At 70.4% G+C, this 22,446-nt stretch carries 19 protein-coding genes and 2 riboswitches; of the genes, 15 read left to right on the top strand and 4 right to left on the bottom strand.

Annotated features, from left to right (window positions below):
• Window positions 1-16: 16 nt before the first annotated feature.
• Window positions 17-132: riboswitch (SAM riboswitch) on the bottom strand.
• A gap of 128 nt (window positions 133-260) precedes the next feature.
• Together ACFOYY_RS07515 and ACFOYY_RS07510 are read left to right on the top strand one after the other, a co-directional pair.
• Window positions 261-1,061 (top strand): TerC family protein, encoded by an 801-nt coding sequence (locus tag ACFOYY_RS07515; protein WP_449343610.1) that lies wholly within the window; start codon window positions 261-263, stop codon window positions 1,059-1,061.
• Window positions 1,062-1,070: 9 nt separating this feature from the next.
• Window positions 1,071-2,267 (top strand): cytochrome P450, encoded by a 1,197-nt coding sequence (locus ACFOYY_RS07510; protein WP_386188858.1) that lies wholly within the window; start codon window positions 1,071-1,073, stop codon window positions 2,265-2,267.
• A 4-nt stretch (window positions 2,268-2,271) separates the two neighbouring features.
• Here ACFOYY_RS07510 and ACFOYY_RS07505 read toward each other — a convergent pair whose 3' ends face one another.
• The 3 genes from ACFOYY_RS07505 to ACFOYY_RS07495 form a co-directional block, all read right to left on the bottom strand.
• Window positions 2,272-3,339, bottom strand: coding sequence for an acyltransferase family protein (locus ACFOYY_RS07505; RefSeq protein WP_386188981.1), 1,068 nt, complete (start codon window positions 3,337-3,339; stop codon window positions 2,272-2,274).
• Window positions 3,340-3,628: 289 nt separating this feature from the next.
• On the bottom strand, window positions 3,629-4,636 hold the full coding sequence (locus ACFOYY_RS07500; protein ID WP_386188856.1) for an NAD-dependent epimerase/dehydratase family protein: 1,008 nt from the start codon (window positions 4,634-4,636) through the stop codon (window positions 3,629-3,631).
• 65 nt (window positions 4,637-4,701) lie between these two features.
• Window positions 4,702-5,682: an SAM-dependent methyltransferase gene (locus tag ACFOYY_RS07495; RefSeq protein WP_386188854.1), complete on the bottom strand. Its 981-nt coding sequence runs from the start codon at window positions 5,680-5,682 to the stop codon at window positions 4,702-4,704.
• 197 nt (window positions 5,683-5,879) lie between these two features.
• Here ACFOYY_RS07495 and ACFOYY_RS07490 point away from each other — a divergent pair, with 197 nt between their 5' ends.
• The 12 genes from ACFOYY_RS07490 to ACFOYY_RS07435 all read left to right on the top strand — a co-directional run bounded on the left by ACFOYY_RS07490 (window position 5,880) and on the right by ACFOYY_RS07435 (window position 19,726).
• Entirely contained in the window at window positions 5,880-6,770 is an 891-nt protein-coding gene (locus ACFOYY_RS07490) for a Rossmann-like and DUF2520 domain-containing protein (RefSeq protein ID WP_352014116.1), read from the top strand.
• Entirely contained in the window at window positions 6,761-7,606 is an 846-nt protein-coding gene (panC, locus tag ACFOYY_RS07485; protein WP_386188852.1) for a pantoate--beta-alanine ligase, read from the top strand. Before ACFOYY_RS07490 ends, panC begins: the two co-directional genes overlap by 10 nt.
• A 100-nt stretch (window positions 7,607-7,706) precedes the next feature.
• Window positions 7,707-8,132, top strand: a complete 426-nt coding sequence (panD, locus tag ACFOYY_RS07480; RefSeq protein WP_352014114.1) for an aspartate 1-decarboxylase — start codon at window positions 7,707-7,709, stop codon at window positions 8,130-8,132.
• A 101-nt stretch (window positions 8,133-8,233) separates the two neighbouring features.
• Window positions 8,234-8,971: an ABC transporter ATP-binding protein gene (locus tag ACFOYY_RS07475; protein WP_352014113.1), complete on the top strand. Its 738-nt coding sequence runs from the start codon at window positions 8,234-8,236 to the stop codon at window positions 8,969-8,971.
• The gene (locus tag ACFOYY_RS07470) at window positions 8,965-11,424 is read left to right on the top strand and encodes an FtsX-like permease family protein (RefSeq protein WP_386188849.1); all 2,460 of its coding nucleotides are present in this window, start codon (window positions 8,965-8,967) and stop codon (window positions 11,422-11,424) included. Before ACFOYY_RS07475 ends, ACFOYY_RS07470 begins: the two co-directional genes overlap by 7 nt.
• 167 nt (window positions 11,425-11,591) lie before the next feature.
• Window positions 11,592-12,395, top strand: coding sequence for an ArsR/SmtB family transcription factor (locus ACFOYY_RS07465; RefSeq protein WP_362911186.1), 804 nt, complete (start codon window positions 11,592-11,594; stop codon window positions 12,393-12,395).
• A 34-nt stretch (window positions 12,396-12,429) separates the two neighbouring features.
• Entirely contained in the window at window positions 12,430-12,951 is a 522-nt protein-coding gene (locus ACFOYY_RS07460; RefSeq protein WP_362781035.1) for a hypothetical protein, read from the top strand.
• A 109-nt stretch (window positions 12,952-13,060) separates the two neighbouring features.
• Window positions 13,061-13,852 (top strand): SDR family NAD(P)-dependent oxidoreductase, encoded by a 792-nt coding sequence (locus tag ACFOYY_RS07455; protein WP_352014109.1) that lies wholly within the window; start codon window positions 13,061-13,063, stop codon window positions 13,850-13,852.
• Between the two features lie 111 nt (window positions 13,853-13,963).
• Window positions 13,964-16,504 carry an L-aspartate oxidase gene (locus ACFOYY_RS07450; RefSeq protein ID WP_386188846.1) on the top strand — a complete coding sequence of 847 codons (2,541 nt, stop codon included), beginning with the start codon at window positions 13,964-13,966 and terminating at the stop codon, window positions 16,502-16,504.
• Window positions 16,504-17,286 (top strand): type III pantothenate kinase, encoded by a 783-nt coding sequence (locus tag ACFOYY_RS07445; protein WP_352014107.1) that lies wholly within the window; start codon window positions 16,504-16,506, stop codon window positions 17,284-17,286. Before ACFOYY_RS07450 ends, ACFOYY_RS07445 begins: the two co-directional genes overlap by 1 nt.
• Before the next feature lie 110 nt (window positions 17,287-17,396).
• Window positions 17,397-18,854, top strand: a complete 1,458-nt coding sequence (lysX, locus tag ACFOYY_RS07440; protein WP_386188979.1) for a bifunctional lysylphosphatidylglycerol synthetase/lysine--tRNA ligase LysX — start codon at window positions 17,397-17,399, stop codon at window positions 18,852-18,854.
• Between the two features lie 623 nt (window positions 18,855-19,477).
• The gene (locus ACFOYY_RS07435) at window positions 19,478-19,726 is read left to right on the top strand and encodes a LuxR family transcriptional regulator (RefSeq protein WP_386188844.1); all 249 of its coding nucleotides are present in this window, start codon (window positions 19,478-19,480) and stop codon (window positions 19,724-19,726) included.
• A gap of 170 nt (window positions 19,727-19,896) precedes the next feature.
• Here ACFOYY_RS07435 and ACFOYY_RS07430 read toward each other — a convergent pair whose 3' ends face one another.
• Window positions 19,897-20,946, bottom strand: a complete 1,050-nt coding sequence (locus ACFOYY_RS07430; RefSeq protein WP_362781041.1) for an NlpC/P60 family protein — start codon at window positions 20,944-20,946, stop codon at window positions 19,897-19,899.
• Window positions 20,947-20,951: 5 nt separating this feature from the next.
• Window positions 20,952-21,103, bottom strand: a riboswitch (cyclic di-AMP (ydaO/yuaA leader).
• A gap of 334 nt (window positions 21,104-21,437) precedes the next feature.
• On the opposite strand from ACFOYY_RS07430, the gene ACFOYY_RS07425 reads away from it, so the two are divergent.
• Window positions 21,438-22,073, top strand: coding sequence for an amino-acid N-acetyltransferase (locus tag ACFOYY_RS07425; RefSeq protein WP_362911189.1), 636 nt, complete (start codon window positions 21,438-21,440; stop codon window positions 22,071-22,073).
• The last annotated feature ends 373 nt before the right edge of the window (window positions 22,074-22,446 follow it).

The following is a 22,446-nucleotide window of genomic DNA, read 5'->3' as shown; positions in this document are numbered from 1 at the left end:
ATGGCCTTGGTGCTGGAGCCCGCGCTTGCCCGGCACACCTCGTGCCGGACCAGGTCCTCACCCGGGGCACCCCGCCGCGGACGCGAGGGTTGCCGGCCAGCTAGCCGGGGCTTGTCGCTGGCACTCATGACCTACGAACCGGACTATACCCACACAGAGGCGGTGCTTGGCAAGTCTGCGGGAAGGGGTCCGGAGGGCTGGAGTTTCGGCGGTGATCCTGAGGAACTTCCGGTTCTGTCCGATCGTCTGGAGCTGTGACCGTGAACGCCCGTCAGGTCACGCGCCGCGCGCGGGCGGCGCTCTCCCCACCGAAACTGGAGGACCCGATGGACTGGGTGGCCGACCCGGCGAGCTGGATAGGTCTGCTCACGCTGATCGCTCTGGAGATCGTGCTGGGCATCGACAACATCATCTTCATCTCGATCCTGGCGGGGAAACTCCCGCCGGAACAGCGTGACAACGCCCGCAGACTGGGCCTGCTCGCCGCCCTGGTCAGCCGCCTGGCGCTGCTGCTCGCCCTGTCCTGGGTGGTACGGCTCACCGCCCCGCTCTTTGAGATCTTCGGGCACGAGATATCGGGACGCGACCTGATCCTGATCCTCGGCGGGCTGTTCCTGCTGGTCAAGAGCGTTCACGAGATCCACGGCCACACCGAGAACGGCGAGGACCACTCCGGCGGCCGGAAGGCGGCGGCCTCCTTCGGCATGGTGATCCTGCAGATCATGGTGCTGGACATCGTCTTCTCCCTCGACTCGGTGATCACCGCGGTCGGCATGGTCGACGAGCTGGCCATCATGGTCATCGCGGTCATCGTCGCGGTCGTGGTGATGCTCTTCGCCTCGGGGCCGATCAGCCGTTTCGTGGACAAGCACCCGACGATCAAGATGCTGGCGCTGTCGTTCCTGGTGCTGATCGGCGTCGTGCTGCTCGCGGAGGGTTTCGGACAGCACATCTCCAAGGGCTACATCTACTTCGCGATGGCGTTCTCGCTGGTGGTCGAGCTGCTCAACATCCGGGCCCGCCGTCGTTCCCGGGCCGTCGAGAAGACTCCGGAGCCCTAGCATGGGTTTGTGCGTTTTGACCCATGGAGTCCGGAATTCGTCGCCTACCCCTATGACGCCTACGCCGAGCTGAGACAGCGGCCGGTCACCTTCTTCGAGCCGACGGGCCAGTGGCTGGTCGCCCGGCACGCCGACGTCAACGCGTTGCTGCGCGACCGGAGACTCGGCCGGTCCTACCTGCACGTGGCCACGCACGCCGAGTTCGGCAGGCCGGAGGAGCCGCCCTTCCTCGACCCGTTCTGGCGGGTGGTCAGGGCCGGGATGCTCGACGTCGAGCCGCCTGTCCACACCCGCCTGCGCCGCCTGGTCTCCCGGGCGTTCACCCCGCGGATGGTCGAGGCGCTGCGGCCCAAGGTCGCCTCGATCGCCACGGGGCTGGTCGAGGACTTCGTGGCACGTGGCGGCGGCGACCTCATCGCGGAGGTCGCCGAACCGCTCCCGGTGACCGTGATCGCCGAGATGCTCGGCGTCCCCGAGGCGGACCGGCACCTGCTGCGGCCCTGGTCGGCCGACATCTGCGGGATGTATGAGCTCAACCCGTCGCCCGAGACGCAGCGCACCGCCGTACGGGCGGCGGAGGAGTTCTCCGGCTACCTGTCGGAGCTGGCCCGCGCCCGCCGGGCGAACCCCGGCGACGACCTGATCAGCGCCCTGGCCCTGGTCGCCGACGGCGGTGACACCCTGACCGAGGAGGAACTGGTCGGCACCTGTGTGCTGCTGCTCAACGCGGGTCACGAGGCGACCGTCAACGTCACCGGAATCGGCTGGTGGTCGCTGTTCCGCAACCCGGCCGAGCTGGAACGGCTGCGCGCCGACCACGGCCTGCTGCCCACGGCGATCGAGGAGCTGATGCGTTGGGACACCCCGCTGCAGATGTTCGAGCGCTGGGTCCTTGAGGACATCTCGGTCGGCGGGGTGAACATCCCGCGTGGCGCGGAGGTGGCGTTGCTGTTCGGATCGGCCAACCGGGACCCCGAGGTGTTCGCCGACCCCGACCGCCTCGACCTCGGCCGTACGGAGAACCCACACATCTCCTTCGGCGCGGGCATCCACTTCTGTCTGGGCGCCCCGCTGGCCAGGATCGAGCTGGCCGAGTCGTTCGGCGCCCTGCTGCGCCTGGCTCCCCGGATGGAACTCGCCACCGAGCCCACCTGGAACCCCGGCTACGTCATCCGGGGCCTGACGGCTCTGGAGACACGGGTCTGAGGCCTCACGCGGCCCCCGGGCGCCCGCCTGACAACAGGCGCTCGGCGGGCCGCTCGACGAGGCGGTGCAGCGCCCAGGCCAGCAGTACGGCCAGCGGCAGCGCCGTCAGCGTCACCAGGAGCGCGTGCGCCGGGGTGCGCCCGAGCACCCGGTTGACCAGGCTGATCGTCGGCTGGTGCACCAGGTAGAAGGCAAAGGAGATCTCCCCGAGCCAGACCAGGACGGGCAGGCGCAGCGGCGAACGCTTCTCGCGCACGTCGGCCGTCGCGGCGGCGGCGATCAGCACGGCGAACGGTCCCGCCATCCACGCCACCCAGCCCGCGCGCTGCCAGACCAGCGGGACGGTCGCGTAGGCGACCAGGACCAGGACGACGGCCACGGGCAGGCCGGGTCCCCGCCAGCGGCCTTCCTTGACCATCAGCGCCACGGTCATGCCGAGTGCGAACTCCAGTGCCCTGGTCACCGGGAAGATCCAGACGAACCAGTAACCGATGCTTTCCGGCATCGAGAAGCTGACAAACGGGACCACCCATGTTCCGGCCCACAACCCCGCCGAGGTCAGCAGGAGCCGGTTTCCTGGAATACGTCGAAGAAGCGGCAGCAGAAGCGGGAAAACCGCATAAAACGCCATTTCGCAGGAGAGTGACCAGGAAGGGGTGTTGCCGCCGAAGTAATAGGTTTCGTCCGGTGCCCAGGCCTGAAGGAGGAAAAATCCGCTCACGGCCGGTCCCGGCGCCACGGCGCGTCCCGCCACGGTCAACAGGGCCAGGACGGCGATCCAGGTGACCATGTGACTCGGGACGATCCTGGCGGCCCGTCGCCGCCAGAACGCCCACGCCCGGTCTCCCGGCCTGGACGACCAGGTCAGCACCATGCCGGACAGCACGAAGAAGAACGGCACCCCGGAGGAGCCCGCGGAGAAGACCGCCCCGAGAAAGCGCTGTGTTCCGGGGTCATCCGTTATGCCGCCGGTGAACAGATGAAAACCGAAAACAGCAAATGCCGCGAACCACCTCAAACCCGTCAGAGAGGGGAGGCGGGGGGCTTTTTCCCTGGCCGCGGGAGGAGCCATGGTCTCTTTCACGCGAACCTCGTCACGGTCGCTGTCGGCCGACGCCGTGGACCGGCATGGCGGGATCACACCAAGTAGAACGATCCAGACAATAGCGAACAGCCGCGACCTCCACGATCCCCGTTTTCCGGGAACAGGGGTGACCGCTTGTTTCCGAAGCTCATGGAGTTGTGTTTCAGGCCTGATCATTTGTTTCGGGCCTGCGACGACCGGCCTCCGGCCACCGAGGAAACATCGCCAGGGCCGGGAGCCGCCCGCCGTACGACCCCGGCCGCCGGGAAACCGCGTGTCAGGTCAGGCCGTCGAGGACCTTGGCCTCCTTGGCCGGGTCGAGGCCGACCGAGGGGCGGTCGGCCCTGAGCGCCGGGTCACCCTCCACCTTGAGCCACTCCCAGGTGTCGGCGACCGTCTCCCGCAGCGGACGGCAGACGAGCCCCGCCTCGTGGGCGGCCGAGACGTCCCCGTCGTGCAGGCCGTCCTCCTCGCCGCCCTCCGGCAGCCAGACCGGCAGCTCGGTCCACGCGGCGATGCCCGCCTCCTCGATCACCTCGGCGGGGGTCCAGACCAGCTCGGCGTCGGAGCCGGTCACCCTGATGATCTCGTCGAGCAGCTCGCCCATGGTGGCGTGCCCGGGGTGGCTGACCGTGTTGAAGGCGCCGCCGACACCCCGTTGCGCCGCCCCGAGCATCCAGATCGCGATGTCCCTGGCGTCGATGTACTGCAGCGGACGGCCCGGCCTGCCCGGCGCCAGCACCCGGCCGCCCCGCTCGACGCGGCGCAGCCACCAGGGCAGCCGCCCGATGTTCTCGTAGGGGCCGATCACCAGCCCGGCGCGGGCGAGCAGGGCGCGCTCGCCGAAGACCCGCAGAACGGCCAGCTCGCCGCCGCGCTTGGCCTCCGCATAGTCGTCGGCAGCCTCGGAGTCGGGGTCGCTCTCGACCACCTGGGCGCTCTCGTCGGCCCCCGGTGGGATCGGCCAGCTGTGGACCGACCTGCTGGACACGTATCCGTAGTGGCCGACCCGCCCGTCCAGCAGCCCGCACGCCTCGGCGACGACCTTCGGCGCCCCGCTCCAGGTGTCGACGACCGCGTCCCACTCACGACCGTCAAGGGCCGCGCGCAGCGCCTCGCGGTCGGCCCTGTCAGCGACGAGCGTCTCGACGCCCGCCCCCGCCGTCCCCGGTGGGAGGGGACTTCTGCCCCGGTTGACGATGGTGACCTCGTCGCCCCGTCGCACCGCCTCCTCAACGACGGCCCGGCCGACGAAGTGCGTGCCACCCAATACAAGAAGCCTCATGCCGACCATCCTCATCGCGCCGGCCCCGCCACCCCAGCGAATTCACCACGGGCGTATCCGTACGGTCAGGGCCGTGATTGGCGCAGCCAGCCGAAGGCGCCGAGGCCGTGGGGGTCGATCAGCTCCGCCTCAAGGGAGGCCCGTGACAGGGCGCGCAGATACCCCACCGGGTCCCAGCCCGCCAGGTCGAGGGGCGGGCGGGCGCCGGTGACGCCCAGGGCGCGCAGGGCCTCCCGCTGGGTGGTCAACGTCGTCGTGACCGCCCCGACCCGCTCGCCCGCCGCCGCGCAGGCGTCCAGCGCGACGTGCGCGGTGATGTCGCACGACCCGTCGGGGACCGGGGCCACGGCCGCGCCGCCACGGTAACCGGCGAGCGAGCCGTACGGCGGGCGGGCGCCCAGCCGGTGCGCGTAGTCGACGGCGACGGCCCGGCCGCGCGCCAGCCGTACGATCACCGAGGCCCAGGCCTCGTCGCGGGGCCTGCCGATCTCGGCGCGCTCGCCGACGGGGCCGAGCGGCCACCAGCGGTCGAGCCAGGCCAGGTCGGCCTCCTCCGGGGCGTCGCCGAGCCGCTCCGCGCCGTCCGAGGGATCGACCATGACCAGCCGGGGGCCGTCGGGCGTCTGTTCGACCACGTCGAGGGGAACGTTGTCGAGCCACTCGTTGGCGATCACCAGCCCCTCGACCCCCTCGGGCACCACCAGTTCCCAGCCGATCTCCTCGGGCAGGTCCGGAGGCCGGGGGGCGACGTCCACGCAGGTCACCCGTAGCCGGGAACGGAGTTCCTGCGGCGCCAGAGCCAGCACCCCGGCCGCCAAGGCGCCCTCACCCGCGCCGACGTCCACCAGGTCGATCATCCCGGCGGGCCCGGCCAGTTCGGCCAGTTCGCGCAGTACGGCCCCCGCCAGAACGGCCGAGGTGCCGACTGTGGCACTGGCTGCGGCGCTGACCGAGGTCCGGAAGTGGGCGGAAGGTCGTTCGCGCAGATAGAAGCCGTTTTCGCCGTAGAGCGCCCGCTGTGTCGCGGCGCGCCAGGTGAGCCACACGATCCCCGACGCTACAGGGACGCCCCCCTCGGTGAGAAAGCATGCGACGAGAGGGGAAAAGCGGCCCGGCCCGGGGCAGACCTGGGACAGGACCGCCGCCGCTTTCGGACACGTGCCTTCGCGCAGCCGGGTGGGGCAGGCCCGTTACGCTGGTCAACTGGGCATGGAGCCCCAATCTTGTCGAAGGACGGGACGTCATGGACGCAGTCGATCGCCCGGCGCGGCTGGCCGTCGGAGTGATTGGAGCAGGCCGGGTCGGCTCGGCGCTCGGCGCCGCGCTGGCACGCGCCGGACACCGGGTCGTCGCCGCCAGCGGCGTCTCCGACTCCTCCAGGGAACGGGCCGCGGAGCGGCTGGGCGTCACACCGTCCCGGCCTGAGGACGTGGTGGCCACGTCGGACCTCATTCTCATGACGGTCCCCGACGACGTCCTGCCCGACCTGGTCTCCGGGCTGGCGGGCACCGGCGCCGCCTTCCAGGGCAAGCTCGTGGCCCACACCAGCGGCGCGTACGGCCTGGCCGTGCTGAACCCCGCGATCAGGGCGGGGGCCCTCCCGCTGGCCCTGCACCCGGTGATGACCTTCACCGGCAGGGAGGACGACCTACGCCGCCTGACCGGCATCTCGTACGGCGTGACCGCCCCCGACATGCTCAGGCCCGTGGCGGAGGCGCTGGTCATCGAGATGGAGGGCGAGCCGGTCTGGATCGCCGACGACGACAGGCCGCTCTACCACGCGGCCCTGGCGGGCGCCGCCAACCACATGGTCACGCTCGTCGCCGAGTCCTCCGAGCTGCTCGAACGCGTCGGTGTCGAACAGCCGGGCCGGATGCTCGGGCCACTGCTCGGGGCGGCGCTGGAGAACGTGCTGCGGCTGGGCATCTCCGGGCTGACCGGTCCCGTGGTGCGCGGCGACGCCGGGACGGTCCGCAAGCACGTCGACGCCCTGATCCTCGCGGCACCCGAGGCGGCGGACGCCTACGTCGCCCTCGCTAGGCTCACCGCGGACCGCGCGCTGGCGGCCGGGCTGCTCAAGCCCGAGGCCGCCGAGCGCCTCCTCGACGCCCTGGGAGGGAACATATGGACGTGATCGTGGCCGGTGACCGCGCCGGGCTGGTCAAGGCGAAGCACAGCCTGGGGATCGGCGCGTCCGGGGCGACGCTGGCGCTGGTGCCGACCATGGGCGCGCTGCACGAGGGCCATCGTTCACTGATCCGGCTGGCCCGTGAGCAGGCCGACCACGTCGCGGTGAGCGTCTTCGTCAACCCCCTCCAGTTCGGGCCGAACGAGGATTTCTCCCGCTATCCCCGGACGTTCGACGTTGACCTGGAGACCTGCGCCGACGAGGGCGTGAGCATCGTCTTCGCCCCCTCGGCCGACGACATGTACGCCGCGGACCGGCAGGTCTCGGTGTCCTCAGGGCGGATGGGCACGATCGTCGAGGGGGCGTTCAGACCCGGTCACTTCGACGGTGTGCTGACCGTGGTGCTCAAGCTGTTCAACCTGGTCCAGCCGGACATCGCGGTCTTCGGGCGCAAGGACGCCCAGCAGCTGGCCATGATCCGCCGGATGGTCGCCGACCTCGACGTTCCCGTCTCCGTCGTGGGCGCGCCGACCGTCCGTGAGGCGGACGGCCTGGCGCTGTCCAGCAGGAACCGCTATCTGTCCACGCACGAACGGCACACCGCGCTCTCCCTGTCCCGCGCCCTGTTCACCGGGGCCCGCGGCCGTACGCCCGCCGAGGTCCTGGCCGAGTCGCGGGCGGTGCTCGACGCCGAGCCCGGGGTCGAGCTCGACTATCTGGTGCTGGCCGACCCGGCGACCTTCACCGAGGTCGGCGACGACCACCGGGGTGAGGCCGTCCTCGCCGTGGCCGCCAGGGTCGGCGCGACCAGGCTCATCGACAACGTCACCGTCACCCTCTGACACCCGCTGACTCTCTTGGGGGTGTGTCCGGCGTCGGATATATTCCGCGCAGGCGCGCACGCCGACCGGTGGCGCGACCGAGCGAGAGGTGATCCGACGCATGCTCCGCACCATGCTCACATCCAAGATCCACCGGGCCACCGTCACCCAGGCCGATCTGCACTATGTGGGGTCGGTGACCATCGACGAGGACCTCCTCGACGCGGCCGGGCTGCTCTCCGGGGAGCAGGTCCACATCGTGGACATCGACAACGGCGCCAGGCTGGTGACCTACACGATCGCGGGCCCCAGGGGTTCGGGGGTCATCGGCATCAACGGCGCCGCCGCCCATCTCGTCCATCCGGGCGACCTGGTGATCATCATCGGGTACGGCCAGCTCGACGACGCCGAGGCCAGGGTCTTCCAGCCCAGGATCGTGCACGTCGACCGGGAGAACAGGGTCGTCGACCTCGGTCACGACCCCGCCGGGGCCCCTGACGGCCTGCTGCGCGGGGACGAGATCCACGGGGCGGCCGTAGGGGGGTAATCCCTACCATCGGTTGGGTAGCTCGCTGGCTCGTTTCCGTATTGTCCGAATTCGTAGCGTTGCTCCTGCAAGGCAGTGAATTCGAAGACGGGGGACGACAGGTGTCGACGCACGCGGTGCGCCTCAACGCGGTGACCAAGACATACGGCAGGAAGGTGCACGCGCTACGCGGCGTCACGGTCGACCTGCCCCGGGGCGGCTTCACCGCCGTCATGGGGCCGTCGGGCTCGGGCAAGAGCACCTTCCTGCACTGCGCGGCCGGACTGGACACGCCCACCTCGGGCACGGTCCACATCGGCGACGTCGAACTGTCGCGGATGAACGAGACCCAGCTCACCGAACTGCGCCGGGACAGGGCGGGCTTCGTCTTCCAGGCGTTCAACCTGATCCCCTCGCTCACCGTGACCGACAACGTCCTGCTGCCGTTCCGGCTCGCGGGCACCAGGCCGGACCACGCCTGGGTGGCCGAGGTGCTCGGCAGGGTCGGGCTCGGCGACCGCGCCGGGCACCGCCCCTCCCAGCTCTCCGGCGGCCAGCAGCAGCGGGTGGCCATCGCCCGCGCCCTGGTCACCAGGCCCGAGGTGGTCTTCGCCGACGAGCCGACGGGCGCGCTGGACACCCAGACCGCCGCCGAGGTGCTCACGCTGCTCCGCCAGGTGGTGAACACCACCGGCCAGACCATGGTGATGGTCACCCACGACCCGGTCGCCGCCTCCTACGCCGACCGGGTGCTGTTCCTCGCCGACGGCACGCTCGTCGACGAGATGTACGCCGCGGGACCCGACGCCATCGCGGGCCGCATGGCCTCGCTCGGCCGCCTGAGGGCCGTGCCGTGCTGAAACTCGCCTTCGCCACCTCGCGTGGCCGCGCGATCTCCCTCGTCGGGTCGTTCCTCGCACTGTTCTTCGCGGTCGTCCTGGTCGTCTCGTGCGGGCTGCTCCTGGAGAGCGGTGTACGCGCCAGGATCCCCACCGAACGCTACGGCGCCGCCCCGGTCGTGGTCGCCGGCCAGCAGAAGATCACCTTCGTGAAGGGCGAGGCCGACATGGGCCTGCCGCTCTCCGAGCCGGTCGCGATCCCCGCGAACCTCGCCGAGAAGATCGGCAAGGTGCCCGGTGTCACCGGGGTCGTGCCCGAGACCGCCTTCCCCGTCGGCCTCACGGGCACCGAGGGCCGGGTGGTCGGCCGTTCCTGGGGGTCGGCGGGGCTCACGCCGTACCGGCTGGTCAAGGGACGCGCGCCCGCCACGGCCGGAGAGGTCGTCACCGACGTCACGCTCGGCAGGAAGGTGGGCGAGAAGGTCGGCGTCGCCGGCAGGGACGGCCTGCGCGAGTACGTCGTGACCGGTGTCGCCGGACCCGGCCTCACCCGGCAGCCGTCGGTCTTCTTCACCGGGGAACGTGCCGGGGAACTGTTCGCCAGGCCGGGGAAGGTGTCGGCCTTCGGGGTGTTCGGCACCGGTGACGGGCTGGCCGACCGGGTCGAACAGGCGCTCGGCGACTCCGTGGCCGTCTACTCCGGCGACCAGCGGGGCCTGGCCGAGACCCCCTCGGCGCACGAGGGTAGGGAGATGCTCATCGCGCTCGGCGGCAGCCTCATCGGCATCGTCGTCATGGTGGCGGTGCTGGTGGTCTCCGGCGCCTTCGGCCTGGCCGTACGGCAGCGCGACCGGGAGATCGCCCTGCTGCGGGCGGTCGGCGCCACCCCCAAGCAGGTCCGCGCCATGATCGGCAGGCAGGCGCTGGTCGTCGCCGCGGCGGCCATTCTGCCCGCGCTGCCGCTCGGGGTCGTGCTGGGGAGGTGGATGTTCGGCCAGTTCCTGGCCCGGGGCATGGTGCCTGAGGGGTTCGCCCCGGTCGTCGGCCCCATCCCGCTGCTCGCGGCCACGGCCCTCGGGCTGCTCACCGCCTGGCTGGCCGCCCGCGGAGCCGTACGGCGGGCCGCGAGCATCAAGCCGACCGAGGCCCTGGGCGAGGCCATGGCCGAGCGCAGGGAGCTCGGCAGGGGCCGCATGATCACCGGGCTGGTCTTCCTCGGCATGGGCGTGGCCGCCTCCGGCCTGTCCATGGTCGCCGCGGGGGAGACGGCCGCGATGAGCGCGAGCGCGATCGTGCTCCTGCTGATCACCGCGGCCTCCCTCCTCGGCCCCTGGCTGGTACGGCTCGCCGCGACCCTGGCGGGTGGCCTGGTCAGGCGGACCTCACCGGTCGGCGGCTACCTGGCCGTCGCCAACACCAGGACCGCGGCCAAGCGGCTGGCCTCGGTCGCCAGCCCGCTCATCCTGATGTTCGCCTTCACCTCGACCACCCTGTTCGCCCAGTCGACCGTGGGACACGCGACCACCACGCAGGCGATCGAGGGCAACCGCGCCGACTACGTCCTTGAGGCGAGCCCCGGGCTGTCCCCCGAGGTCGCCAGGGCCGCCCGCGCCCTGCCCGGTGTCACGGGCGTCACCGAGACGATCAGGACCCAGGTGCTCGCCGACACGGTCGAGCTGGGCGAGCGCACGTTCAAGCCGATGGGGGCCGTCGGCCTGACCGTCCCCGCGCACGGCATCGACCTCGGCGTCACCTCCGGCTCCCTCGACCGGCTGCGCGGCGACGGCGTCGCGCTGAGCAGGCTGGCCGCCGACGGCTTCGGCGCCACGGTCGGGCAGGAGGTCCGGCTGCTGCTCGGCGACGGCACCCGCCTGACCCGCACCGTCGTGGCCGTCTACGAACGCGGCCTGGGGTACGGCGAGGTCGCCCTGCCGTACCAGGTGGTCCGTGACCACTCGGAGACCGGGATGGCCGAGCGCCTCTACGTCACCGGTGGCTCGAAGGAGCGGCTCGCCGCGCTGGCCCCCGGCCTGACCGTCCTCGACCGGGACGGCGCGGGCGCCGCGGTCAACGCCGTCCAGGAGTTCAGCGACTGGGCCAACCTCCTGGTGGTCGGGATGATCATCGTGTTCATCGCGATCTCGGTGGTCAACACGCTGGTGACGGCCACCGGCGCCCGGGTGCGGGAGTTCGCGCTGCTGCGCCTGGTCGGGGGGACCCGGCGGCAGGTGCGCGGGATGGTCCGCTGGGAGGCGCTGCTGGTCGGCGGCCTCGCGGTGGTCGCGGGAACCCTGATCACGGCGCCGACCCTGATGGCGCTCAGCTACGGGATCACGGGGTCGCCGCTGCCGCACGTGCCGTACCTGACGTACGGGGCCATAGCGGCCGTCACCCTGGGGCTCGCCTACGCCGCCACCCTCGCCCCGACCCGGACCGCCCTGCAGGGCCACCCCGCCACCCAGATCCGCGCCTGATCCTCCTCCGGGCTCCGACATATGTAGCGACGAGGTGCCCGGCCGTCCCTCTCACAGGGCGGCCGGGCGCCCGGCTTCACCGGCGGTTCAAGCCCATGAGACCCGGCTGAACGGGTGTTCGAGACCGTGCTTGACGTTATGCAGGCAAATGCCTGCATAATTGGGCCGTGAAGCCCGAAGCGACAGAGATGGACCTGGCGTTCAAGGCGCTGGCCGACTCCACCCGGCGGCTCCTGCTCGACAGGCTGCGTGAGCACAACGGCCAGACGCTGCGTGAGCTGTGTGAGTGTCTGGACATGGCACGCCAGTCGGCGACCCAGCACCTCGACATCCTCCAGCGGGCCAACCTCGTCACGGTCGTACGGCGCGGCAGGGAGCGGCTTCACTACCTCAACCCGGTGCCGATCCACGAGATCGAGCAGCGGTGGATCTCGGGATTCGACCAACCGCGCCTACGGGCGTTGACCGCCATCAAGGACAGGGCAGAGGAGTACGCCATGACCGACGAATCCACATCCATGCCGAGCTATGTCTACGTCACCTACATCCGCGCGACGGCGGAGCAGGTGTGGCGGGCGCTGACGGACGCGGATCTGACGGCGCGTTACTGGTACCACGCCAACGTCTCGGACTGGCTGCCCGGCTCGACCTGGGAGCACCGGCGCCTCGACGGATCGGACACCGTCGCGGTCGTCGGCGAGGTGCTTGAGGCCGAACCCCCGAGACGCCTGGTCATCACCTTCGAGGACGAACCCGGTGCCGACCGGGAGGCGTCGGTCGTCACCTTCGTCATCGAACCGCACCAGGACATCGTCCGTCTGGCCGTGACCCACGAGAAGCTCCCCGACCGGGAGATGTACCGCGGCATCGCGCACGGCTGGCCCGCCGTGCTGGCCGGCCTCAAGACCCTGCTCGAAACCGGCGAGGCCCTCCCGCAGGCTCCGTGGGACATGCCCCGGCTGGAGGTCTGACCCCTGTACGTTCCGGACCCATCAGGAGGAAGAGATGCTCGACACGACCCCGCTCAGAGACGCCTGCCGTGACCTGCTCGAAGCCGCGGCCACGGTCGCGGACTCCGGCATGAGACCCGTTCCGCCACCTGACGAATGGGGCGCCGAACAGATCCTGGCGCACGTCGTCATCGTCAACGCCGTCACCCTCGCCACCGTCTCCGACGTCGCGGCGGGGGTGGACGCGACCTACGACAACCGCGCGGCGCTCTACGCCTGGAACCTCGACCGCGTCATCGCGCTTTCCGGCGGCGACGCCGGGCTCCGGGAGCGGATCCGGCTCCAGGGGGAGGCCCTGTGCGCGCTCGCCGGGTCCACGCTGAGCGACGCCGAACTCGACACGGAGGTGCCCACCCTGCTGCTGTCCAACGGCACGGTCCTCGTCGACCAGCCCATGCCGCTGAGGGTCCTCCTCAAGGGCCTCGCGGAGGTGGAGATCCCCGGCCACACCCGGCAACTCCTGGCCCTGCTGCCCGACCACGCCCTCCGTACGGCGGAGACGGCCCTGAGCGCCTGATTCCCCGACGACAGGCGACCCGTCGGGGGCGGGTCGCCCACACGCGGTCGATAAAGCCGACAAATGCCCCTTTAGTCTCATAAATAGGACTAGTTGATCGGGGGAGCGAATGGACCGCCTCAAGGAGAAGGTCGCGCTGGTCACCGGGGCGGGTAGCGGCATCGGCCGCGCCGCCGCGCTGCTGATGGGCGCGCAGGGCGCCCGGGTCGCCGTGGCGGACCGTGACGGACAGGCCGCCAGGGAGACGGCCGACATGATCGACGGCGGCCTCGCGGTGTCGGTCGACGTCATGGACGAGGGCTCCGTGGCCGCCATGGTCGGCGCCACGGTCGCCGAGTTCGGCCGCCTGGACGTGCTCTGCAACCACGTCGGCGGCACGGACCCGCGCACCGACCTGGACCTGCTGCGGCTGGACATGGCCGAGTTCGACCGGGCCGTCGCCCTCAACGTGCGCAGCACCCTGCTGGGCTGCCGGTACGCCCTTCCCCACATGATCGAGGCCGGTGGCGGCTCGATCGTCAACACCGCCTCGGTGGCCGGACTGGTCGGGGACGTCCTGCAGATCTCCTACGGCGCGGTGAAGGCCGCCGTCATCAACCTCACCAAGTCGATCGCCGTGCAGTACGGCCCGCACCGCGTGCGCTGCAACGCCGTGGCGCCGGGGGCGGTGGTCACCCCGGCGCTGCTGGACAACCTCCCGCGGAACGTCGTGGACGACCTCCTGCGCCTCAACGCCCTGCCCTACCTCGGCACCCCCGAGGACATCGGCCACGTCATGGTCTTCCTGGCCTCCGACGAGTCGCGCTACCTGACGGGGCAGGTCCTCGTCGTCGACGGAGGCATGACCACCCAGTCCCCGGCCGCCCCCGGCCGCCGCTCCATGCTTCCCCCGGCCCCCTGAGAACGGGACGACCGAAAAGGGGGGACCCGGGGAACAAGGGTTTTCGGGAGGGCGTTATCGTCACATTGACGAAATAGAGGTGCCTCTAGCGATCCCCACAAGGAGGCGGCAGTGACGATCCCGGCCATTCCCCTGAAGTTGACCGCGCCCCCACCGGGCTGGACAGTCGAGGCCGACGTCGTCGTGGTCGGTTCAGGCGTAGCGGGGCTGACCCTCGCGTTGCGCGCCGCCGCCCTCGACCCCGGCGCGAAGGTCCTGGTCGTCACCAAGGACGTGCTCTCGGCGGGCTCGACGCGCTGGGCCCAGGGCGGCATCGCCGCCGTGCTCGACCCGGCCGACACCCCCGAGGAGCACCTGTCGGACACCCTCGTCGCCGGCGTCGGCCTGTGCGACGAGGAGGCCGTACGCGTCCTGGTCACCGAGGGGCCGGACGCGCTGCGCGAGCTGATCGCGACCGGCGCCAGGTTCGACACCGACGAAACGGGTGAGCTGCAGCTCACCAGGGAGGGCGGCCACCGCCGCGACCGCATCGTGCACGCGGGCGGCGACGCGACCGGGGCCGAGGTGCAGCGGGCGCTGGTCAAGGCCGTCGGCGAGTCGTCCATCCAGGTCATCGAGCACGCCCTGGTGCTCGACCTGCTCAAGGACGCCGAAGGCCGGGCCGCAGGGGTGACCCTGCACGTCATGGGAGAGGGCGAACGCGACGGCGTCGGCGCCGTCAGGGCCCGCGCCGTCGTGCTGGCCACCGGTGGCATGGGCCAGGTCTACGCCGCGACCACCAACCCCGTCGTCTCGACCGGGGACGGCGTCGCGCTCGCACTGCGGGCCGGGGCCGTGGTCAGGGACCTGGAGTTCGTCCAGTTCCACCCGACCGTCCTCTGGCTCGGCCAGGACTCGACCGGCCAGCAGCCGCTGATCTCCGAGGCGGTCAGGGGCGAGGGCGCCGTCCTGATCGACGCCGAGGGCGACCGCTTCATGCGGGGTGTCCACGAACTGGCCGACCTGGCTCCCCGCGACGTCGTGGCCAAGGCGATCACGCAGCGGATGCGTGAGACCGGCGCCGACCACATGTATCTCGACGCCAGGCACTTCGGCGCGGAGAAGTGGCGTACCCGCTTCCCGACGATCCTCGCGGTCTGCCTCGAACACGGGATCGACCCGGTCACCCAGCCCATCCCCGTCGCCCCGGCCGCCCACTACGCCAGCGGAGGCGTCAGGACCGACCTGCGGGGCCGTACCAGCGTGCCCGGCCTGTACGCCTGCGGCGAGGTCTCCTGCACCGGGGTGCACGGCGCCAACCGGCTGGCCTCGAACTCCCTGCTCGAAGGCCTGGTGTTCGCCCGCCGCATCGCCGACGACATCCACGCCGAGCGCGCCGTACGGCCCGCGCCCGGTGAGCCCGTCGACGACGGACGCCAGGCCGGGCTGATCGACCCCAGGGCCAGGCCCAGGATCCAGGGGCACATGAGCATGGGCGCGGGGGTGCTGCGCAGCGGCGCCTCCCTGGGCGAGACCGCCAAGGCGCTGCTGAACGTCCGGTGGACCCCGGTCGCGGTCGAGCCGTGCACGGAGTCGTGGGAGACCACGAACCTGCTGACGGTCGCCTCCGCGCTGGTCGCCGCGGCCCGCGACCGGGAGGAGACCCGCGGGTCGCACTGGCGTGATGACTTCGCCGGACGGAACGATGAATGGTGGCTCGGGCACCTCGACGTGACCCTGACAGCGGAGGGAACGACCATGACATATGTGCCGCACGGACGAGGCTCCGACGCCCTGCCGCCGCGGGTCGAGGCGGCCCTGGCCGAGGCGGGCGTCGAACCGGCCGAGGTCGCGGCGCTGATCGAGGTCGCCGTGGCCGAGGACCTTCAGGAGGCCGGTGACGTCACCAGCCTCGCCACGATCCCCGAGGGGCTGACCGCCACCGCCGACGTGGTCGCCAGGGCCGACGGCGTCGTGGCCGGACTGGCCGTGGCCGAAGGGGTGTTCGCCCGTGTGGGCGGGAGCCGCCTGACGGTCGAACGCGTGGCCAAGGACGGCGAACGGGTGGCGCAGGGTGACGTGCTGATGACCGTCTCCGGCCCGGCCCGCGACCTGCTCACGGCCGAGCGCACGGCGCTCAACCTGCTCACCCACCTGTCCGGCGTGGCCACCCTGACCGACCGGTGGGTGCGGGCCGTCGAGGGCACGGGCGCACGGATCAGGGACAGCCGCAAGACGCTTCCCGGGCTACGGGCGCTGGAGAAGTACGCGGTGCGCTGCGGCGGCGGCGTCAACCACCGCATGTCCCTTTCGGACGCCGCGTTGATCAAGGACAACCACGTGGTGGCCGCGGGCGGGGTGGCCGAGGCCTTCCGCGCGGTCAGGGACGCCTACCCGGGGTTGCCGATCGAGGTCGAGGTGGACAGGATCGACCAGATCGAGCCGGTCCTCACCGAGGGGGCGGAGGAGGTCCTGCTGGACAACTTCACCGTCGAGGAGATGTCGCGGGCCGTACGGCTGGTCGCGGGCAGGGCCCGGCTTGAGGCCAGCGGCGGGTTGACCTTGGAATCGGCTCGTGACGTAGCCGAAACAGGGGTTGACTATCTTGCCGTTGGCGCGCTCACCCACTCGGCGCCGGCCCTTGACATCGCCTTGGACCTTCGGGGGAACTGATGCTGCTCGCCATCGATGTCGGTAACACCCATACCGTCCTCGGCCTGTTCGAGGGCGAGGAGGTCATCGAGCACTGGCGGATCGCCACCGACGCCCGGCGCACCGCCGACGAGATCGCGGTCGTGCTGCAGGGGCTGCTCGGGCAGTCGCCGCTGCTCAAGGGCACCGACGTCGACGGCATCGTGCTCTGCTCGACCGTGCCGTCCGTGCTCAACGAGATGCGGGAGATGTGCCGCCGCTACTACGGCGACGTCACCGCCGTGATCGTCGAGCCGGGCATCCGCACCGGGGTCCCGGTCAGGATGGACAACCCGAAGGAGGTCGGCAGCGACCGGATCGTCAACGCCCTGGCCGCCATCCAGCTGTACGGCGGGCCGTGCGTCATCGTCGACTTCGGCACCGCCACCTCCTTCGACGCGGTCTCGGCCAAGGGCGAGTACGTCGGGGCGGTCACGGCCCCCGGCATCGAGATCTCGGTGGACGCGCTGGCCGCGGCCGGGGCGCAGTTGCACAAGGTCGAGCTGATCCGGCCGCGCTCGGTGATCGCCAAGAACACGGTCGAGGCGCTGCAGGCGGGCATCATCTACGGCTTCGCCGGGCAGGTGGACGGCATCGTCGAGCGGATGGCGGCCGAACTGGCCGACGACCCCGACGAGGTCACCGTCGTCGCCACCGGCAGCGCGGCGCCCCTGGTGGTCAGCGAGGCGCGCTCGGTCGACGTGCACGAACCGTGGCTCACGCTGATCGGCCTGCGGCTCATCTACCACCGCAACACCACCTGAGGCCTGGTCTCTTCGCGGAGAAAAAGCGGGAAACACCCTCTGGCGGACATCGGTAACCTTGTCCTGTGACCGATGAAGTGACCACCCCAGCCGACGATCTGCCGGAGCAGATGCGCGTGCGCCGGGAGAAGCTCGACCGTCTCCGTTCGGAGGGCGTCGAGCCGTACCCGGTGAACTTCCCGCGCACCGCGACCAACGGCGACGTCCGCGAGAAATACGCCGGCCTCGACGCCGACACCGCGACCGGCGACAGGGTGGGCGTCACCGGTCGGGTCATGCTGTCGCGCACGGGCGGCAAGCTCTGCTTCGCCACGATCCGCGACGGCTCGGCCGACCTCCAGGTCATGATCTCCCTGGACCGGGTCGGCGAGGAGTCCCTGGCGGCGTGGAAGCGCGACGTCGACCTCGGCGACCAGATCGGCGTCGTGGGCGAGGTCATCACCTCCCGCAGGGGCGAGCTGTCGATCCTGGCCGACAGCTGGACGATCACCTCCAAGTGCCTGCGTCCGCTGCCGGACAAGCACGCCGGGCTCACCGACCCCGAGGCGCGGGTCCGCCAGCGCTACGTGGACCTCATCGTCAACGACGAGGCGCGCAAGATGGCCTACACCCGCAGCGCGGTCGTGCGGTCCATCCGTGACTTCTGGCACGAGGAGGGGTTCCTGGAGGTCGAGACGCCGATGCTCCAGCCGATCCACGGCGGGGCGGCGGCCAGGCCGTTCAGGACCCACATCAACGCCTACGACATGGAGCTCTACCTTCGCATCGCGATCGAGCTCTACCTCAAGCGGCTCGTGGTGGGCGGCATCGAGAAGGTCTTCGAGATCAACCGCAACTTCCGCAACGAGGGCGCGGACGCCACCCACAACCCCGAGTTCACGATGATGGAGGCCTACGGCACCTATCTCGACTACAACGGGATCGCCGACCTGACCCAGCGGATGATCCAGCGGGCGGTCGTGGCCGCCCTCGGGCACTCCGTGGTGGTCCACGACGGCCAGGAGATCGACCTGGGGCTGCCGGTGTGGCCGAGGGTCACCGTTTACGGCTCGGTCTCCGAGGCGCTCGGCGAGGAGGTCACGACCGAGACCCCGCTCGACCAGGTCCGCAAGCTCGCCGACGCGCGCGACATCCACTGGGACGCCAAGTGGGGCCAGGGCAAGCTCGTGCAGGAGCTGTTCGAGGAGCTCGTCGAGCACACCCTCGTCCAGCCGACGTTCGTCATGGACTACCCGCTGGAGACCTCCCCGCTGGCCAGGACGCACCGGGACAACCCGCTGCTGACCGAGAAGTGGGACCTGATCGGGTTCGGCACCGAGCTCGGCACCGGTTACTCGGAGCTGAGCGACCCGATCGAGCAGCGCCGCCGCCTCACCGAGCAGTCCCTGCTCGCCGCGGGCGGCGACCCTGAGGCCATGCAGCTCGACGAGGACTTCCTCACCGCCCTTGAGTACGCCATGCCGCCGACGGGTGGCGTGGGGGTCGGCGTGGACCGTCTGATCATGGCCTTCACCGGTAAGAACATCCGCGAGACCATCCTGTTCCCGCTGGTCAAGCCCACGGGCTGACCCTTCCTTCCCTGCACCGGGCCCGTTGCCCGGCTCCCCTCACGGCGGGCCGGGCGGCGGGCCCGGTCTCATGTGGGGGCCCGGAGCCCGGTGATTTGATTGGGGCCAAACGGAGGACGGAAACTCTATTTCCAGTGTGTTCGATACCGTACGGTAAACGGCATGTTACGCCAGATTTGCGCCGAATGCCGTAAATCTGGGGCATGGCATCCTCCCATTGCGGAGGGTTTCCAACCGCCACGTCAAGGGGTAGTGAGGCGCTCGGCGAAGCGCGCGGAAGGGCTCCACTTTTTCCGGCGAAATTCACATATAGGTCATAACCATACGGCCGGCCGGCGCCGGGGCCGTGGTCGGCGGGGCTCCGGCGAAACCTTGGTCTGCGAGGACGTGGCGCGCGGCGGGCGCCCCCGGCCACGGACCCTGACTTGTCCGTGACTTAACCATAAAGGCGCCGACATATCATGAGTACTTCACGTAGCGACCACTATGTCAACAGCGCGTGCTACCTCTATGAAGTGTGGAACTTGACGACCTTTGAACAAGCCGTTTACCGTTCCTGACGGGCGACACTGATTCCAGACAACTCACGCCTCGATTAGCAGGTGCGGGGGGAGCGACTCCAGATGGCATATCCCGAAGTGGATTCCCGTCGCGGCGACAGCCTCCTGGGCATGGGCGAGGTCGGCCTCACAGATGAGGATCTCGTGCTGCTGGCGGAGCTGGCCAAGGGCGTCACGGTCGACCGGGTCGGACGCCGCCTCGACATCAGCGGAAGAACGGTCCGCCGTAGACTCCGCGGAATCTGCGACCGCATCGGCGTGGCGACGGCCATCGAGGCCGTCGCCTGGGCGGCCCGCAGACGCCTCATCTGAGGCGAGCCCTTACCCGATGCCGTCCCGGGCCCCCGCGTACGGCAGGGGCCCCCTGAGGGGCCGCTGTGGCCGTACGCGACCCGGGTGCGTCCTTCCCCGAACCGCCGTCGGCGGTTCGGGGCGGTCCGGCCGGCCCAGCCGGCCCAGCCGGTTCAGGCGGTCCGGGCGGTTCAGTCGGCGATGCGCACCCCGCCCGCGAAGGGACGGTTGTCGATCGGGGCGATGTGAATGACGTCGCCGGTCTGCGGCGCGTGGACCATGAGGCCCGCGCCGATGTAGATCCCGACGTGGTGCAGGTCGCTGTAGAAGAAGACGAGGTCTCCCGGGCGCAGGTCGCTCCTTGAGGAGATGTGGGTGCCCGCGGTCCACTGGTCGCCCGTGTAGTGCGGCAGGCTGATGCCGACCTTCTGGTAGGCCCACATCACCAGGCCGGAGCAGTCGAAGGAGTTGGGGCCCTCGGCCCCCCACACGTACGGCTTGAGCTGCTGGGTGAGGGCCCAGCGGGCGGCCTCGGCGGCCTTGCCCGAGCCGATGATCGGCACGTTGACCTTGACCCGGCTGCCCCGGTTGCGCCCGGCCTGCGAACGCACCTCGCTGAACAGGTCGCTCTCGACCCGCTTCACCAGCCGTTCGATCTTGGTCCGCCGGTCACCGAGGTCGGACAGGAGGTCCTTGACCTCGTCGGTGCGGGCCTTGGCGCTGGCCTGCGCGCGCTGGGCGGTCTCGATCGCCTTGCTGACCTGCGCGACCTCCTCGCTCTGCTGCTGCTGGAGCGCGTAGTTCGTGGTGGCCTGGTCGAGGAAGGTGTCCGGGTTGGACGACTGGGTGAAGGCCAGCGCCGAGGCGAGCCCACCCGCCATGTAGGTGCTCTGGGCGAGCAGGGTGGCCTTCGTGCGCCGCTCGGCCAACTGTGACTCGCTGGCGGCGAGGGTCTTCTTCGCGCTCTCCGCGGCGCGCTGCGCCTGCTTGAGCTTGACCCGCCCGCCGTTGTACTGCTCGGTGAGCGTCTCGATCTCGGTGTGCAGCTTCTCGGCCTGCTTGGCGAGCTCCTGCAGACTCGGTTTCGGCTCCGCGGTCGCGGCGAAGGGGGCGCCGAGGAGCAGGGAGGCGAAGGCGAGCCCGGCGATCACCACCTTGTGCCGCGGCCTGCGCACCCGGTGTTCTCGATGGCGGGCGTTCCCGCCCGCGCTCTCTCTCCCACGGTTGCGCGTGCGCTTCACCAACAGGCTCCTCTCTCGGCCGCCTACCGGGTTAGCTGACGGGTTCGGGCCGGAGGCAGCCCTACCGAGGCGCCGGTGGCACATCGGATTCACCCCGGGGGACGGCTGGAGGGTGGGTCCCCGGTTCCCCGAGTCGGGGATTCGGCGGCGCAGCACTTTACGGGTGCTGACATCGAGGACGGACATTAGTGCAATTGGCGGTTCATGCTCAACCAGAACTGTGAAGCCGGTGGAGCTTTCGCAACTGAAATGTCACGGTCGGGTCACGCAATTTCATGATCGACATATGTGCCACGCCGGGCATCCGCCTCCCCTGGCGCGGGGGCGGAGATTCTCGCAGGTCCAGGCCTTCGGACGGGGCCGGTCGAGGCACGCCCGCCGGGCGGCCTCCCGGGGCGCGAAGAAGACGGCGAGATTCATCCGGCGGACCCTGCGGCCGAGATAAGGGCAGGCCGTAAACAAGCGGTGACGAGGACGTACTCTGATCAGTCATGGAGCAGGTTGCGCAACAGTCCCCGGTGCGGGCCGTACCCGGCCGGGACGAGGTTTCCCCGGAGGCCCCGGAAGGGGAGTCGGCGGCGGTCTCCGGCGACGTCCCGGAAGGATCGTCGGCGGAGATCACGGTGCGCAGGGCCAGGACGCCGGACGTCCGCGCCATCCGCCGCCTGGTCGACACCTACGCCGGAGCGGGGCCGCGCCTGCTGGAGAAGGCGACCGTCACCCTTTATGAGGACATCCAGGAGTTCTGGGTGGCCGACGTGGCGGGAAAGGTCGTCGGCTGTGGAGCATTGCACGTCCTGTGGGAGGACCTGGCCGAGATTCGCACGGTCGCCGTCGATCCCGACTGCCGGGGTATGGGAATCGGCCACCGGATCGTCTCCCGTCTCATCGGCGTCGCCGGAGACCTCGGACTGCGCAGGGTCTTCTGTCTCACCTTCGAGATCGATTTCTTCGCGAGACACGGATTCAGGCAGATCCAGGGCACACCCGTCGCGCCGGAGGTCTACGCGGAACTTCTCGCCTCCTATGACGAAGGTGTGGCAGAGTTCCTTGATCTGGAGCACGTCAAGCCGAACACCTTGGGAAACACCCGGATGCTGCTCCATCTGACACCACGGGGCCACTAGCTTGACCGTGGTGCTGACTGATCGGAAAGGTGACTGTTGTTACCTATGTCGATACGTTGTGCACCAGCAAGCATGTGAGTCTGACATGTGCCACATGCGCAGTCGAAGTGAGGTGACGCGGTGAGCACCGGACAGCCACCGTATCCGCAGGATGATCCCGAGCGCGACCGCACACCGTCGGGGCATCCGCAATACGGACAGAACGCGGGTCGAGCCCCCGGAGAACTCGATCCCGATGTGACAGTCGTGGGATATCGATCGGAGGCCTCACAGCCGAACACCGGACCTGGGCAGACCCAGCCCGGGTACGGCCAGCAGCAGGGCTACGGTCAGCAGGCCGCCCAGCCCGGTTACGGTCAGCAGGCCGCCCAGC

It is taken from the genome of Streptosporangium jomthongense (assembly GCF_042650425.1).
In the GTDB taxonomy this organism is placed as follows: Bacteria; Actinomycetota; Actinomycetes; order Streptosporangiales; family Streptosporangiaceae; genus Streptosporangium.
This window is presented reverse-complemented; position numbering and strand designations above follow the sequence as displayed.

Bases quoted from the DNA above. Each gene is read 5' to 3' on its own strand.
- ACFOYY_RS07500 (WP_386188856.1), bottom strand. From the start codon at position 4,636: ATGAGGCTTCTTGTATTGGGTGGCACGCACTTCGTCGGCCGGGCCGTC.
- panD (WP_352014114.1), top strand. From the start codon at position 7,707: ATGCTCCGCACCATGCTCACATCCAAGATCCACCGGGCCACCGTCACC.
- ACFOYY_RS07445 (WP_352014107.1), top strand. From the start codon at position 16,504: ATGCTGCTCGCCATCGATGTCGGTAACACCCATACCGTCCTCGGCCTG.
- lysX (WP_386188979.1), top strand. From the start codon at position 17,397: ATGCGCGTGCGCCGGGAGAAGCTCGACCGTCTCCGTTCGGAGGGCGTC.
- ACFOYY_RS07460 (WP_362781035.1), top strand. From the start codon at position 12,430: ATGCTCGACACGACCCCGCTCAGAGACGCCTGCCGTGACCTGCTCGAA.
- ACFOYY_RS07490 (WP_352014116.1), top strand. From the start codon at position 5,880: ATGGACGCAGTCGATCGCCCGGCGCGGCTGGCCGTCGGAGTGATTGGA.
- ACFOYY_RS07425 (WP_362911189.1), top strand. From the start codon at position 21,438: ATGGAGCAGGTTGCGCAACAGTCCCCGGTGCGGGCCGTACCCGGCCGG.
- ACFOYY_RS07435 (WP_386188844.1), top strand. From the start codon at position 19,478: ATGGCATATCCCGAAGTGGATTCCCGTCGCGGCGACAGCCTCCTGGGC.
- ACFOYY_RS07505 (WP_386188981.1), bottom strand. From the start codon at position 3,339: ATGGCTCCTCCCGCGGCCAGGGAAAAAGCCCCCCGCCTCCCCTCTCTG.
- panC (WP_386188852.1), top strand. From the start codon at position 6,761: ATGGACGTGATCGTGGCCGGTGACCGCGCCGGGCTGGTCAAGGCGAAG.
- ACFOYY_RS07455 (WP_352014109.1), top strand. From the start codon at position 13,061: ATGGACCGCCTCAAGGAGAAGGTCGCGCTGGTCACCGGGGCGGGTAGC.